Source organism: Streptomyces sp. NPDC001889, assembly GCF_053594535.1.
Genome location: NZ_JBSFER010000002.1, coordinates 258,748 through 274,107, shown reverse-complemented (window position 1 = coordinate 274,107; position 15,360 = coordinate 258,748). Strand labels below are relative to the sequence as shown.

The following is a 15,360-nucleotide window of genomic DNA, read 5'->3' as shown; positions in this document are numbered from 1 at the left end:
TCACCCGACCGGACGTGATCCTTCCTAATAGATGCGTGTAGTACACCTCAAGGGGATGACGGCAATCTGGCGGCGAAGCCGCGCGATGGGGCTTGATCCCTACCTTGCGCAGCCGAAAGGGCATCGGCCCATGTCGTGGCCTGTCGAGCGTCGCTCCGGTGAGCTGCGCCGTTCCGCGCGCGGGTGCATCACGCCGCGATGACATGGCCGCCCCGCCGCCGTCGGACGGCCCTCGGTCCCGCCGCCGGTGTGCGGCACGGATCGCGCGGACCGGGGCCGGCCGCGCTCGCGCGGGCCCGCCCGGCGGGCGGTGGCCGGTGCGGGCGGACCGGCGGGCGCGCGGGCCCCCCGCGCCCGGACCCGGTGGTGTGGCCGGTCGCTCCGTCAGGGCTGTTGGCCACCGCCGCAGGTGCCCTCGGCCTTCCGCCCGGTGCGGAAGAAGGTGACCGCCTTCTCGGCGCAGGGCGAGGAGGGCAGGGAGGCGTGCCCGTCGTCCAGGATGGTGAGCAGGGTGCCTCCGGTGGCGTCCCTGGCCTGTTCGGCCCAGGTGTGGGGAGTGACGATCTCGTGGAGGTGGCCGGAGAGCTGGAGCGCGCTGGTGCCGTGCGCGGGCTCGGCGGCCGGCGCGTTCAGCGGCCACTTCGCGCACCAGGGGCTGAACTCCGTCCCTCCCGTCAGGGGATCGGCCGCGCGGCGGGCCTCGCGGGCCGCCCACAGGTCCCCGAACCCCCGGCTCGCGGGGGCGGTGTTGCAGAACATCGCGTTGTACTGGAGCACGTTGAAGCGGCTGCGCGGGCTGCTCAGCCCGAGGGGCCGCACCGGTGCCGCCGCGGCGGCGGCCGCCGCCGCGGCCCGGGGCGCCGGGGGTGTCGGGGGCGTACCGCCGTCGCGCACCGCGACCAGGTTCCTCGCCGCGTCGGGCCACTCCTCCTGGGGGCGGGTGAACTGCTCGACCGCCCAGTACCCGTCCAGGCGCGCCCCGCCGCTGGTGCGCGGCTTCCGCTCCAGCTCACCGCGCAGTTCCCCCAGCCGCCCGCGGGTGGTGGACTCGTCGGCGCCCAGGTGGTACTCGGCGTCGCGCCGGGCCAGCCAGGTGACGAACGGCGCGGCGCTCCCCCGGCCGGACGCCTCCGTTTCGGCGTCCATCGTGGGCCAGTGGCGGGTCGGAGGCATCACCGAGTCCAGCCACATGCGTTCCGTGCGGCGGTCGAACAGGGAGTGGTAGGCCATTCCGATGGCGGTGCCGAAGGAGGCCCCATAGAAGTTGATCTTCTCAGCGCCGAGCGCGGCGCGCAGGCGGTCGATGTCGCGGGCCGCGTTCTCCGGGGTGATCTGCCGTACGAACGCCGGATCGACGGCGGCGCAGCGGTTGTTGAACTCGGCCTGCTGGTCGAAGACTGCCTTCTTGACCTTCTTCTCCGGTGCCGTCGGCGCGGGTTCGGCCATCGGTTTCTCGGCGCAGGTGACGTGCTCGCTGTACCCCGACCCCCGGAGGTCCAGTCCGATGACGTCGTGGTCGGTGTTGAGCGTGGCCAGTCCGCGCTGGGTCATCGACGCGGAGTCGCTGATGTTGGAGAACCCCGGTCCGCCGAGAACGGACACGATGGGCGCCGTCCGCGCTGTCGGCTCGGTGGCCCTGACACGGCTCACCGCGATCGTGACGCTCCGGCCCCCGGGCTTCCGGTAGTCCATCGGTACGCTCAGCTCGGCGCACTCGGTGCGGGTGTCGTTCCTGACCGGCCAGTCCACCGCCGCCGTCGAGCAGAGCCGCCAGTGGAGTCCCGCCCCGGCGGGAGGCCCGCCGTGCCGCGCGGCGGCGAGGCCCGTACTCGCCTGCAACCCGGCCAGCACCACCGCGGCGACGGCCAGGGCGCGACGGCGCGCGACCCCGACGGGGCCGGGTTGCTCACTGCGGTGATCGGTGATCGGTGACACGAGAAGAAGCCTCCGTGCGAGGGGATGGTGGTGGGGAGGTCCACGGCGTGCGCGGACCTCTCCACCGTGGACCGCCCGCGCATCCACCACGCAACGGATACGGTGGCGGCCACCCATCCGTTCTGTATCAGCGGCGCGGCCACGACGGGGTGCCGCCGCCGGCCCGGCCCTCGCGGCCCCGGGGATCAGGGGCCCGGCCCTCGGCGGCCGGCCTCATGGGGCCGGAGGCCGGCCGCCCGGGCATCAGGTGCCGGGCAGCCGGACGGACTGGGCGTGGCGGAAGACGTTCAGGGGGTCGTAGGCCGCCTTCACCGTCTGGAGACGGGGGTAGTTGCCCTTGAAGTAGAGCTCGTGCCACGGCACCTGTGACGTGTTGTGGAGCGGACTGCTCAGATCGACGTCCGGATAGTTGATGTAGCAGCCGTCGGTGACCGCGTTGGGCACCGGAACGCCGCCCGTCGCCGAGTAGACGTCAGCGTAGAACTCCCGTACCCAGCGCACGCACCCCGCCTCCTCGGCCGGGTCGCTCCACCAGATCATCCAGGCCAGCTTGAAGGCCGAATCGCGGTGCGCCGAGGCCGTGGCCGCGGCGGGGACCGTGTTGACCTTGCCGCCGTGGGAGGTGAGCGAGACGCCTCCGGTGGGGTTGCCCAGGTCCGTGCGAGTGAGGTGGTGGTAGAGGGCGGTGAGCTGGGACGCGGGGAACGCGCTGCGCATATAGGACGACTTGAAGTCCCCCTTCAGCGTCGGATCGTTGCCCGTCGCGTTCGCCAGACCTATGTAGCGCGTGGCCTGCATCCAGGGCATCGTGCGCGGCGAGGCCATCTCCGGCATGGCGCTGTACTCACCCATGCGCGTCGTCGCCGCTCCCGGCTGCGTCCCCACACCGGCACCGATCGCGGCGATGAAGTCCGAGAGCAGCTGCGCGGCGTTCGGAACCGTGGCGTCCACCTGGGTGAACAGACCGATCTGGCCGTTGGACTTGTGGCTGAGCGAGAGCGAGGCACAGAGCGCGGAGTTCGGATCGTTCGCCCCGCTGTGCGCCACACTCCACTCGGCGAAGTTCTGTGCCAGCCGCTTGAAGCCGGCCTCGGTCATCCCTGCCCAGGGCCAGGAGACGGCGCTGATCAGCACCTCCGCCGGGGGTTTGGGCAACTGCGCGGCCGGAGCGGTGCCGGTGGCTCCGGGGCTGCGGAACCAGTAGCGGGTGACGATACCGAAGCTGCCGCCGCCGCCTCCGGTGTGGGCCCACCACAGATCCCGGTGCGGGTCGGTGGCCTCGCGGGTGGCCATCACGGTGCGCACGGTGCCGGTGGCGTCCACGGTGACCACCTCCACGGCGTACAGATGGTCGATGACCAGGCCGTGCTTGCGCAGCAGCAGGCCCCAGCCGCCGCCGCTGACGTGGCCGCCCGCCCCGACCTGGAAGCAGGTGCCGGCGGGGATCGTCACCCCCCACCTCAGATAGAGCTGTTCGTAGATGTCGAGGATCTGGGCGCCCGCCTCGACGGAGAAGGCGTTCAGGGCGGGGTCGTAATCCACCTTGTTCATCTCGGACATGTCGACGATCACCTTGATGTCCGGGTGGTGGACGAAGTCCTCCCAGCAGTGTCCACCGCTCCGCACCGTGATGCGCTTGCCCGCGGTGACCGCCTGCTGCACGATCTGCGCCACCTGGTCGGTGTGTCTGACCAGGTAGACCGTGTCGGGAGTGCCGATGTAGCGCTGGTTCCAGCCCCGGACGAGGTCCGGGTAGCGCTGGTCGCCCGGGGTGACCGCCACCGCCGGGTGCACGACCGTCCGCGTGCCCGGGCGCCCGGCCGCCGCCGCGCGCTCCGGAACGGCGGCGGCCAGTCCCGCGCCGGTGATGACCGCGGCGCCGGTGGTCAGCAGCCTGCGCCGTTCGAGTCCACGCTCGTCCTGCCCCATGGATATCCCCTCTCTCACCTGAATGCAGGCGACCTTAGGCGGCACGTGTCCACGCGATCGCTCCGGATCTTGCTCTCTCGGTCACCGGGGCGGAGGAGCGGCCTGGCTCGATCCTTCAGAGGCCACTGCGACAGTGCGGCTACCGGGCTGCCCCGGGCCCGCCCGGCCCCCAGCCCCCCTGCCCCCTGCCCCTTGTCGGTCCGCCGCCCGGCGGTTCGGCGTGACGCGCCCGGAACTCCCGGAGCGGGCCGGCGGCCGGGGAACGGCCACGAGCGACGGAAGCGACGATGCGAGCCGACTTCATGAACGACGACCACGAGAACTGGCGTGCGGTGGTCTGCCGGGTGTGCCGGCTGATGGACGCGTCGGACGCGGTGTCGAGCCTCGACGAGCTGGCGCGCTCGGCGGGCTACAGCCGGTTCCACTTCCACCGGATGTTCAAGGCATTCACCGGGGTCACTCCCCACGAGTACATGGCGGCGGGCCGGGCCCGCCGGGTGCGGGCCGAGCTGCGGCGCGCCGACACGGTGTCCGAGGCGATCTACAACTCGGGGTTCAACTCCAACGGACGCTTCTACGCGGTCTCCGCGGACATCCTCGGAATGACACCGGGGTCGTTCCGCTCCGGTGGGCGCGGGACCGCGATCCACTACGCGGTGGGGACGAGTTCGCTCGGAGCCGTCCTGGTCGCCACCGCCGACCGGGGTGTCTGCGCGGTCCTGATCGGGGACCGCGCCGAGGCACTGCGCTGGCGTCTCGGCGAGCGCTTCCCGCACGCCCGGCTCGTGGGAACCGACCCCGTCCACACCCGCGCGGTGCGCGACGCCCTCAGCCGTGCGGAACCGCCCCGCCTGGGACGGGAGTTACCGGCCGGGGTCCGCCGGGTGGCCATGGCCCAGCGGATACGGCAGCTGATGCGCCGGGAGGGCACGGACACGGCCACGCTCCGCCGCGCGGGCTGACCCGGCCGGTGGCCGGAGCTGGTGGCCGGGGCCCGGCCGCCCCGCCGGGGCCGGTCGGCCGGACGCGGCCGGGGCGCAGCCGGGCCGCCGGGCATCACGCGGGTGATCATTGACTCCGGCGGAGGTCCGCCCTCCCGGCCGGGACCGGTCGGAGGAGCCCGGGCCGGGCACGGGCATAGGGCCGGAGCCGGACCGGAGCCGGACCGGGGGCCAGGTGTCGGGCACGGACCGGCGCCGTACCCGGCCGGGGGCGAAGCCATACCCAGCCCGGCGGCGCACCGGTCCGGCCGCCCCGGGGGCCTTCCCCGGTCCCCGCACGCGGTCGCCCGGAGCCGCGCGATGATGCCGCACGGGTGCGCCCCGCGCATCACGTTCCTTGCTGTCCCGCGAAGGACATGGGGCCGCTGCCCGCGGACGGGGCCCCGTCCGTGTCCACCGTCCCGGGGGGCCGGCCCGGCCCCAGCGCGGGTCCCGCTCCGTCCTGGAGGGGGTCGGTGAGCAGATTCAGCGAGAGGCCGCAGTGGATGCCGGACGGCTTCTCGACACGGGGATGAGCGGCGAGGAGATCCATGTGGAGCTGCTGGACGCGCGGAGAGGGCGACGTTCCCAGCTCCTCGCGCAGCGTGTGCCGCAGCCGGTGGAAGACCGTCAGGGCATCCGCCTGACGGCCCGACCGGTAGAGGGCGAGCATCAGGCTGGCGGCGAGATCCTCGTCGGTGGTGTGCCGATGGACCAGGGCCGCCAGCTCCCCGAGCAGTTCATGGTGGCGGCCCAGCAGGAGGAAGGCCCGAATCCGGCAGCTGACGGCTCTCAGCCGGTCGCGTTCGATCGCCTCGGCACTGGACCGCAGCAGCGGGCCGGCTGTCACATCGACCAGCAGCGGCCCGTGCCACAGCCCCTCGGCCGCCGACAGCTCCGCCGCTCCCGTGGGGATGTCGCCCCGGAGCGCCGCCTTCCGCGCCGCGCGCAGCCGGTCCCGGTACCGGGCGAGGTCCAGCTCCCCGGGGCGGACCTCCAGGACGTATCCCTGGTCACGGGTGTGGAGCCGCTCGGGGGCGGTGGGGCACACCCGTGGCCGGGCACCCAGAGTCCTGCGTATGTGCATGACGTAGGTGTGCACCGCGGCGACGGCGCTGGACGGCGGGCGACCCTCCCACAGCTCCTCCAGGAACTGCGCGACCGATACGACATGGTTGGCGTTGAGCAGCAGAAGCGCCAGCATCTGCCGCTGTTTGGGCGCGGTGGGCGCTCTGCTGACACCGGCATCGACAGCGCGCAGCGGTCCGAGTACGCCGAACTCCATGAAACCCCCATCACAACATCGGGACCCAACTCCGCGCGGGACGCGGCACGGTCATCGTGATCCCAGTGTCCGGTGACCGCGCCGGGCGGCCCAACGGGTTCCGGCGGTACGCGGGTCCCCGGGGCCCGGAGCGCCGGGCCCCGGCCCCCGGGGCGGCGCCTCGGGGCCGGCCACGCCGCCGGGGAGGCGGCGGCGCGCGGAGGAGCGGCAGCACACGGCAGCACGGGAAAACACGCCGGCCGACCGGCCCGAGAGTTCCCGGCATATCACGCCGGACGATTGACACGTTCAATTCCTGCACATAAAATCCACAGAAACGTTCTCCACCAGTGGGAACCATTACCACAAGCTTTTCCGGCGCGCCGCGAGTTGCTCACCGCACACGGCGCGAGTCATACCACGGGGGATTTCCATGGAAGCAGGAGTTCTGGGAGATTTAGTGCTCCTGGACGGAAGGACGAACCTGCTTCCCAGCGCCCCCAAGCCGCGCCAGCTGCTTGCCTTCCTCCTGCTCAACGCGAACCATATGGTCCGGGCCGAGGACTGCATCAGGGAATTATGGGGCTCGGAGCCGCCCAGGAGCGCGATGTCGACCCTGCAGACCTATGTATTGCAGATCCGTCAGGCGCTGCGCACATCCCGGACGGATCTCAGTGAATCCCTCGTCACCAGAGTCCAGGGTTACCAACTGGGAATCCCGCCGGATGATTTCGACCGCACCCGCTTCGTCGATCTGGCCAAGCAGGGCCGCGGGGAAGCCGCCGCGGGAAACGCCGCCCTCGCCGCCGATCTGTTCACGGAGGCACTCGCCCTCTGGCGCGGACCGGCCCTCTCCGATGTCCGGACCGGGCCGATGAGCACCCCTCACCTCGTGGAGCTGGAGGAGTCCCGGATGGGTGTGCTGGAGCAGCGGATCGAAGCGGAACTGGCGCTGGGCCGGCACCGCGAACTGCTCGCGGAACTCCACTCCCTGTCGATGCTCCACCCGACCCACGAGAACATCCACGCCCAGCTCATGGTGGCGCTCTACCGATCGGGACAGCCGACTCGGGCGGCGGGTGTCTACCGGCGGCTGCGGGGCGTGCTGGGAGACTCGCTCGGCATCGCGCCCGTACCGCGCATGAAACGTCTCCACCAGGCCATCAGGGCGGGCAGCCCCTCCCTCGAAGCCCCGCGGCCGGCCCCCTGGCGCGGCGGGCCGGGCCCGGTCCGCTCCTCCGAACACCACTGACGCCGCCCCGCGCCGGGGCGCGCCCCGGAGGCCGCGCCCGCCGGACCGGAAGCCGGGCGCCGGCCCCCGCCGGCGCCCCCCCCGGCCGGTTCCGTTTCGCCGTGCCGGCCCCCGGGGCCGAGGGCGGACGGGCGGGGGCCACACGGCGGCACGGCCCCGCCCGGCGATCCGTCCCGCATGTCAGCGCCATGATCAGGGCCGCCGCCCCGCGCCCGGCGGTTCCGCGGCGTTCCCCTGACCCCCGGGTAATGCGCTCGAAGAGATCTTTCCATTTCCATGGTTCGCCTTTTGGCGATCATAAAGGAGAAGCGGCGCGCTTCTGGCCGCACCAGACATCTTCCAGCCACGCGGATTCCCTTCTCTTGACGCCATCCTGACGTGAATGGCACGCTTGCGGACGCCTGGCCGGATGTCGAGTGTGACCCTCATCGCGCAGAGAGGAATTCACGGGGCGCAAAGGATCGACGTCTCGATCACATCACCGATCGAGTGCGCCGGTTCCTGCCCCAACCGAAACAAACGCACCGCATCGCCGCCCGGTTGTTCCAGGGGCGGACAGGAACGACGCCGCCCGCCGGACGCCGGCGAGGGGTGTCACAGGTGATCCCGCGCGGCGCCCACAAGGCATGAGTCGCTGTGGCGCGCCCCGATACGGCCGGCATGCGCATGCCGGGATTTCACAGCTCACTCACGCTCATGCAGCGCACACACTCACCACAGTCCGCGCAGCCGCGCGCGGAATACTTCCGCGACCGCGCATGCGTGTCCGATTCCTGGGGGGAAAGGGTGTCACGTGTCACGGCGAAGAACCACGAGGACCTGGTCGATTTCTATACGCCGGCCGGTCGGGGCGAACCGAACATCTTCGAGATCTGGGAGAACGGCGGGAGCCGCGACGACTCGGTCACCCCGTCGACGTACTGCCCCGGATACCGCGACTGGATAGGCGGACGGCTCACCGCCGAACTGGAGCGCAACGGCGGCGGTCTGCTCAGCCTGGGATGCGGAAACGGCGCCGTCGAGGCCGAGGTGGCGCGGAAGGGCTTCCGCGTCCTGGCCATCGACGCCATGGAGGACGCCGTGGCGCTGGCCGTCAGGAAGGGGCTCGACGCCCACTGTGCCGACATCTACCAGTGGGAGCCGGACGAGCCGTGGTCGGTGATCTACATCGACGGGGTACTGGGCCATCTCCACCATGAACGGGAGGGCCTGACTCCCGTACTGGGACGCATACGGTCCTGGCTGAGACCCCGGAAGGGCTCCCGCTCCGGTCTCGCCTCGCTCATCGCGTCCAACGACGCCCCGAACGACGGTTCCCCGTACCAGAAAGCCCCGAAGGTGAATGGATTCCACTGGCTCTCGGCCGCCTATATGAGCCGGCAGGCGCTGGCATCGGGGTTCGACCACACGGAGACCGATCAGTTCCGCTATCAGCGCCCCGTGTCCGGAGAGCGGATCAGGGCCGTCATGAACGGATACGTGCGACGTTGAGCGGGGATACCGGCGGCGGGCCGGACGACGGGGCGAGGAACGGCGCGGAGCTGCTCGTCGACGCCCTGATGGAGCACGGTGTGGACACGGTGTTCGGTTTTCCGGGAGACACCAGCATCGCCCTCTACGACGTGCTGTCGCGCCGGAGGGGCCGCGTTCGCCACGTCCTGGCGCGGGACGAACGGCACACGGGTTTCATGGCCGACGCCTATACGCGCACCACGCGGCGCATCGGTGTCTGCGAGGCGTCCAGCGGCGCGGGCGCGGTCTATCTGGCCGGAGGAATGGCCGAGGCGTTCGCTTCCAGTATTCCGCTGCTGGCCATCACCACGGACAACAGCCGCCGCAGTCACGGCACCGCGGCCATCAGCGAGATCGACCAGCCGCGGCTGTTCGCCGCCTGTACGAAGTGGCGCCGGAGCGCGGAGCGGACGGCGGACATCCCCGCCCTGGTGGACGAGGCCATCGCCGCCGCCACCCGGGGGCGGCCCGGACCGGTCGTGCTGATCCTGCCCGAGGACGTCCTGGAGGGAACCGGGGAACCGGCGCCACGGGGGACGGCCCCGGGGCCCGCCGCTCCCGCCGGGGTCCGCACCGCCGCCGTGCCGGGCCTGCGTCTCCCGGCACCGCCGGGCCCGGTGAGCCGGGCCGCGGCATGGCTCGCGGCGGCCGAGCGGCCCGTCGTCGTGGCGGGCGGCGGAGCCCATCTCTCGGACGCCGGGGGCGAGTTGGCCCGGCTCGCCGAGCACGCCGCCGTCCCCGTCGCCACCTCCATCCACGGCAAGGGGGTCATCGACGAGGCGCACCCGTTCGCCCTGGGGGTGGTGGGGGGCAACGGCGCCCGCGACTACGCGAACGCCCGGGTGGCGGAGAGCGACCTGGTGCTGTTCGTCGGCACCCGGGCCAACGCCACGGACACCCTGGGCTTCACCGCACCCGCCCGCGACCGCGCGCGTGTCCTGCACATCGAGACCGACGAGGAACGCGCGGGGCGGAACTACCCGGGCGGGGTCGCCCTCGTCGGCGACGCGAGGACCGTCCTCGGGCAGCTCCGGCGGGAGGTGCCGGCGGCGCCCGGGCCGCTGCGCTCGGCGCGGGCCGCCGGACTGGCGGCGGTACGCCGGGAGTGGGCCCGCGCCGAGCGGCCCGCGCCGGGCCTGCCGGCCGGGGTCCTGCACCCCCGGGACATCGTGCGGGCGCTGGCCGGCGCCTTCGGGCGGGACACCTGGGTCGTGGGCGACGCCGGGACCCCGACCCCCTATCTGTCGTGCTACTGGCAGGCCCCCGGCGACGGGTGGCGGGTGGTCATCCCCCGGGGTCACGGTCCGATGGGCTTCGCCGTCCCCGCGTCGGTCGGCATCGCCGTCGCCCACCCCGGCGAGCGGGTCCTCTGTCTGACGACGGAGAACAGCGTCGCCATGGCGGTGGGCGAGTGGGAGACCGCCAAGCGGCTCTCTCTGCCCGTCACCTATGTGGTGCTGGACAACACCTCGATGGCGTGGATCAAGATGATCCAGCATCTCTACGCGGGCGGGCGGTACTTCGCCGTGGACCCCGGGCCGATCGACCCCGTCCTGCTCGCACGCGGGATGGGGCTGGACGGCGCGCGCGCCCGCACGCGGGAGGAGTTCGCCGGACTGGCCGCCGGGGCGGCGGGCCGTGACGGCCCCTCGGTCATCCACGCCGCCGTGCCCGAGCACATGGACGCGCCGCCGCCCGTTCCGGTCTGGCAGGCCGCCCTGGACGGCGAATCGGCGGTCCGGCCCATCCACTGACCCCGCTTCCCGCCCGGCGGCGAGCACCGGCGGCGGGCACCGGCGGCGGAGCGACGAACAGGAGAGGTGCGCCCACATGACGACCAGCACGGGGATCTGGCTGCGCCGCGAGAGTGGCGTGACCGAGCAGCGGACCCCGCTCGTCCCCGGGGACGCGGCCGAACTCGTCGCGGCGGGCACCCGGGTGACCGTGGAGGAGTCCGGCAACCGGGCCTTCCCGGCCGCCGCGTACGAGGCGGCGGGCTGCCGTGTGGTGCCCGCCGACACCTGGCCGGACGCGCCGCCGGACGATGTCGTCCTCGGGCTGAAGGAGCCCTCGCCGGCGTCCTTCGCGCTCTCCCACCGCCATGTCTTCTTCGGCCACGCCTACAAGGGCCAGGACGGCGGCCCGGCGCTGCTGCGGCGGTTCGCCGCCGGCCGGGGCACCCTCCTCGATCTGGAGTATCTGACCGACGCGACGGGCCGGCGGGTGGTCGCCTTCGGCTACTGGGCCGGATACGCGGGCGCCGCGCTCGCCGTGCTCCACCACCGCGGCCTGCTCGCCGCCCCGCTCGCCTCCTGGACCCGGCCGGAGCTGGACGGGCGGCTGCGCGGCCGTGCCACCGGGGCGACGAGGGCCCTGGTCGTCGGGGCGCTCGGGAGATCCGGCCGGGGCGCCCGCGAGGCGCTGGCCGTGGCCGGTGTGGCCGCCACCGCGTGGGATGTCGCCGAGACCCGCGACCTGGACCGGGAGGCCCTGCTCGGCCACGACCTCCTCGTCAACGCCGTCCTCGCCTCGGAACCGGGGACACCGTTTCTGACCGGGGCCGACTTCGGGCACCCCGGGCGCAGGCTTTCGGTGGTCTCCGATGTCAGCTGCGATGTGACCTCGGCGTGCAACCGGCTGCCCGTCTACCGGCGGGTGACCGACTGGGCCGAGCCGGTCCGCCGGCTGGCCGCCGCCCCGCCGCTGGACCTGATCGCCATCGACAACCTGCCCTCCCTGCTGCCCAGGGAGTCGAGTGCGGCGTTCTCCCGCGATCTGCTGCCGCGGGTGACCGACCTCCTGGCCGGGCGGGGCGCGGTCTGGGGCCGCTGCGAACAGCACTTCCACCACGCCCTCCGCACGATGACGAGCGACAAGTGAGGATCGGCCCATGGCTGAGTTGACCACCCCGACGGGACGCGTTCACTGGATCGGGACCGGGCTGTCCACCGGAAGCGGCCTGGGTCTCGTGTGCGAGAGCGCGCCGACCGTGCTGTGGGGCCGCACCGTCGCGAAGGCCGAGGACTGCCTGGCGCGGCTCGGGCTCACGGGCAGGGCCACGGCGCGCGCGTACGACCTCGGGGCGCTCGCCGGGCGGCTCGCCGCCGGTGACGTCGTGGTGTCGATGCTCCCGGCGACCGAGCACCCCGCCCTGGCGGAGCTGGCCCTGGAGCGCCGCGCGCACTTCGTGTGCTCCAGCTACACCAGCCCGGCGATCGCGGCGCTCGCCCCCGCCGCCGGCGCGAGCGGCTCGGTCCTGCTCACGGAGATCGGGCTCGACCCGGGCATCGATCACCTCCTCGCCCACCAACTGGTCGGGACGGCGCGGCGGCTGACCGGCGAGGAGCCGGCCACGGTGGACTTCACCTCGTACTGCGGCAGCAACCCGGCGGTGCCCAACGACTTCCGCTACCGCTTCAGCTGGGCGCCGCGCGGCGTGCTCACCGCGCTGCTGACACCCGCCCGGCTGATCGGCGGCGGTGCCGAGAGATGCGTCCCCCGCCCCTGGGAGGCCGTCACTTCGGAACGGGTCGGCGGGGAGACCTTCGAGGTGTACCCCAACCGGGACAGCCTCCCCTTCGTCGGTGTGTACGGCATCCCCCCGGCCTGGAGGCTGGAGACCTTCGTCCGCGGGACCCTGCGTCTCGACGGCTGGAGCGACGCCTGGAAGCCGGTCTTCGCGCGGCTGGCGGACGCCACCGACACCCAGATCACCGAACTCGCCCGGGAACTGGCGGCGGACCATCCCACCACGGCGGCCGATCACGACCGGGTGGTGATGTCCGTCCGGCTCCGGGTGCGGGGACAGGCGGGCGGGACCTGGTCCGGGGAGTACGTCCTCGACGCGACCGGCGATGCGGCGGAGAGCGCCACCACCCGTCTGGTCTCCACCCCGCTGGCCTGCGGCGTCCTCGATGTGGCCGCGGGCGGGCTGGAGCCCGGGCTGCACCGGGCGACCGACGATCCGCAGCGGGTGGAGCGGTGGCTGGAGTTCCTCCGGCGGCACGCGGTCACCATCGCGTACCACGAGAGCGGTGCGGCGTGAGGCCGCCGGGCGCCCGCCGGGGCGCCGCGCGGCGGGGCCGGCCGTGCGCCCGGTCCGGCGCGGCGGGCGCACCCGTCCGTGGCCGGGTGGCGTCCGGGGAGGGCGCGGCGACCGGCCGCGAGCGGAGGCACACCGGGGGGACGGCGCCGTGAACGTGAAGGCGGTGTCCGCCTCGGCGGTGACCGACCTCCGCCGGGGCATCATCCCGCTGGTCGGCTACGCGGTGCTCACCGCGGCGATGGACGTGTACGCGGGCAACCGCTTCGAGGTGATCAACCCGGCCAGTATCGCCGCGGTCTCCTTCACCCTCACCATGGTCTTCTTCGCCGGTCTCGACTGGCAGCGGCACGGCCTCCCCCGGCGCGCCACCCTGCTGGCCCACCGCGGCGATCTCGTGGCCATCAACATCACGACGGCCCTGACCTGGATGTCGACGTTCTACGCGCTCTGGTACCTGGAACCCGCCATCGTCAATGTCATCGGCCTCGCCCTCGGTCCGATGATCATGACGCTCACGGGTCCCCTGCTGCGCCGCCACAGTACGGTCATGGCCACCGAGGTCGTGGTGTCGGTGGCCATCGGGGTCCTGCTCGCGGCCCTGATGTGGACATCGTTCAGCGGGCGCAGCGGACTGGGCGACGTGCCCACCCGGGACGCCGTGCTCGGCCTGGTCTTCTCCTTCACCTGCGCCGTGGGCTCGGCCGTGAACATCATCTACATGAAGCGGCTCCATGACGCGGGCTGCGCCGCCGACACCGTGCTGGCCACCAGGTTCGTCCTGATGAGCGCCGTCGCCTGGGTCCTGGTGGCGCTGGAGGACCAGCCCGGGCTGGCGGCGGCGCTGCTGCCCGGGGCCATTGTCGCGGTCATCGGTGTCGGTCTGCCGATCTATGTCCTCCAGGTCGGCATCCGGTACACCGAGCCCATCACCACCTCCCTGCTGATCTCCCTCTCGCCGCTCTTCGCCTTCGCGATGCAGCTCGCCGACGGCCGGCTGCGCTTCTCCCTGTACACCCTCACCGGTGTGGTGGGCGTGGTCGTCCTCGTCGCCGTGGGCGTGGTGGCCCGGCGCGGCACGGCGGCCGCGTCCGCCCCTCCCGGCGGCGCCGACCGGTCGGCGCCGCCGCACGAACACCGGACCGACGACGAGCGCGGAGGCGCGACCCCATGACCACAGCCATCGTCGACGCCTACGGCGCGGGCCGGCTGCTGCCGGACGCCCTGAGGCTGCGCGGCCTGGACGCCGTCCATGTCCGGTCGCCGTTCCCCGACACCCGTCTCACCTACCGGCCCGAGGACTTCGCGGTCGATCTCCGGCACACCGGTGACCTGGCCGGCACCGTGCGGCGGCTGCGCTCCCTCGGGGTGGACTCGGTGGTCGCCGCCGCCGAGTCCGGTGTCCTCCTCGCCGATGAACTCTGCGCCGCGCTCGGGGTCCCCGGCAACGACCCCCGGCGCAGCCTCGCCCGGCGCGACAAGTACGCCATGCAGCGGGCCGTCGCGGCCGAGGGCCTGGCGGCGGCGGGGGGCTGCCGCTCGGCGTCGCTGGACGAGATCACCGCGTGGGTCTCGGGCCGGGGACAGTGGCCCGTCGTGCTCAAGCCGGTGCTGAGCGCGGGCGCCGACAATGTGTTCATCTGCCGTACCACCGGGGAGGTGGCCGCCGCGCACACGGCGATCATGACCTCGGTCGACCGGTACGGGCAGCGCAACACCGTCGCGCTCGCCCAGCAGTTCCTGCCCGGGACCGAGCACTACGTCAACACCGTCAGCCGTGACGGTCTGCACCGCACGGTGGAGGTGTGGTGCTACCGCAAGCGGTCGGTGGACGGCCGGTCCGTGTACGACTACGAGGATCTCCTCGGCCCGGACGAACCGGGGGTCCGCGAGATCACGGGGTATGTCCGGTCGGTGCTCGACGCCCTGGGCATCCGCAACGGCGCCGCCCACACCGAGGTGATGCTCACCGGGAGCGGCCCGGTCCTGATCGAGTGCGGGGCGCGGCTGGGCGGCGGCCAGATGCCGGAGCTGCTGACCCGGTGCGTGGGAGCCGACCAGGTGAGCTGTCTGGCCTACTCGATCGCCTCCCCGGAGAGTTTCGCCGCCGAGGCCGATGTGTCCTACCAGCTCAAGAACCGGCTGCGGTGCGTGAACCTCATCCTGCCCCGGGCGGGCACGGTGCCGGGCGATGAGGGCTGGGACCGCATCCGGCGGCTGCCGTCCTTCGCGCATCTGGTGGTGAACCACCCGGCGGGCAGCGCCCTCTCGCGGACCGTCGACATGGCGACCTGCCCGGGCACGGTCTATCTCACGACGGCGGACCAGGCGGTCCTGGAGGCCGACTACCGCGCCCTGCGCGAGCTGGAGCTCGACGGCCTCTACGACGGCTGAGGGAGCGGCGGCCGGTTCGAGCGGGGCCGGCCGGCGCCGGTGGGGCGGGGGT

General features: G+C 73.0%; 11 protein-coding genes. 8 read left to right on the top strand and 3 right to left on the bottom strand.

All coding sequences use genetic code 11. The annotated features are described in order from the left end of the window. Positions 1-384: 384 nt before the first annotated feature. Both ACWCRA_RS02975 and ACWCRA_RS02970 read right to left on the bottom strand, forming a co-directional pair. Complete coding sequence (locus tag ACWCRA_RS02975) at positions 385-1,935, bottom strand: alpha/beta fold hydrolase (RefSeq protein WP_451066717.1); 1,551 nt, start codon at positions 1,933-1,935, stop codon at positions 385-387. Between the two features lie 243 nt (positions 1,936-2,178). Further along, positions 2,179-3,864, bottom strand: a complete 1,686-nt coding sequence (locus ACWCRA_RS02970; RefSeq protein ID WP_351559085.1) for an FAD-binding oxidoreductase — start codon at positions 3,862-3,864, stop codon at positions 2,179-2,181. A gap of 287 nt (positions 3,865-4,151) precedes the next feature. Here ACWCRA_RS02970 and ACWCRA_RS02965 point away from each other — a divergent pair, with 287 nt between their 5' ends. Further along, entirely contained in the window at positions 4,152-4,826 is a 675-nt protein-coding gene (locus ACWCRA_RS02965) for a helix-turn-helix domain-containing protein (RefSeq protein ID WP_351559083.1), read from the top strand. 367 nt (positions 4,827-5,193) lie between these two features. Here ACWCRA_RS02965 and ACWCRA_RS02960 read toward each other — a convergent pair whose 3' ends face one another. Beyond that, the gene (locus ACWCRA_RS02960) at positions 5,194-6,129 is read right to left on the bottom strand and encodes an AfsR/SARP family transcriptional regulator (protein WP_351559081.1); all 936 of its coding nucleotides are present in this window, start codon (positions 6,127-6,129) and stop codon (positions 5,194-5,196) included. A 412-nt stretch (positions 6,130-6,541) separates the two neighbouring features. Between ACWCRA_RS02960 and ACWCRA_RS02955 the strand changes: the two genes are divergently transcribed. From ACWCRA_RS02955 to ACWCRA_RS02925, 7 genes are all read left to right on the top strand, one after another. After that, the gene (locus ACWCRA_RS02955) at positions 6,542-7,360 is read left to right on the top strand and encodes an AfsR/SARP family transcriptional regulator (protein ID WP_351559079.1); all 819 of its coding nucleotides are present in this window, start codon (positions 6,542-6,544) and stop codon (positions 7,358-7,360) included. A 786-nt stretch (positions 7,361-8,146) separates the two neighbouring features. Beyond that, positions 8,147-8,851: a class I SAM-dependent methyltransferase gene (locus ACWCRA_RS02950; RefSeq protein ID WP_351559077.1), complete on the top strand. Its 705-nt coding sequence runs from the start codon at positions 8,147-8,149 to the stop codon at positions 8,849-8,851. Further along, positions 8,848-10,626, top strand: coding sequence for a thiamine pyrophosphate-binding protein (locus ACWCRA_RS02945; protein ID WP_451066716.1), 1,779 nt, complete (start codon positions 8,848-8,850; stop codon positions 10,624-10,626). Before ACWCRA_RS02950 ends, ACWCRA_RS02945 begins: the two co-directional genes overlap by 4 nt. Before the next feature lie 76 nt (positions 10,627-10,702). After that, positions 10,703-11,752 carry a saccharopine dehydrogenase gene (locus ACWCRA_RS02940; RefSeq protein ID WP_451066715.1) on the top strand — a complete coding sequence of 350 codons (1,050 nt, stop codon included), beginning with the start codon at positions 10,703-10,705 and terminating at the stop codon, positions 11,750-11,752. Between the two features lie 10 nt (positions 11,753-11,762). Beyond that, on the top strand, positions 11,763-12,917 hold the full coding sequence (locus tag ACWCRA_RS02935; RefSeq protein ID WP_451066714.1) for a saccharopine dehydrogenase C-terminal domain-containing protein: 1,155 nt from the start codon (positions 11,763-11,765) through the stop codon (positions 12,915-12,917). A gap of 148 nt (positions 12,918-13,065) precedes the next feature. Continuing rightward, on the top strand, positions 13,066-14,088 hold the full coding sequence (locus tag ACWCRA_RS02930) for an EamA family transporter (RefSeq protein ID WP_451066713.1): 1,023 nt from the start codon (positions 13,066-13,068) through the stop codon (positions 14,086-14,088). After that, positions 14,085-15,308: an ATP-grasp domain-containing protein gene (locus ACWCRA_RS02925; RefSeq protein ID WP_351559067.1), complete on the top strand. Its 1,224-nt coding sequence runs from the start codon at positions 14,085-14,087 to the stop codon at positions 15,306-15,308. Before ACWCRA_RS02930 ends, ACWCRA_RS02925 begins: the two co-directional genes overlap by 4 nt. The last annotated feature ends 52 nt before the right edge of the window (positions 15,309-15,360 follow it).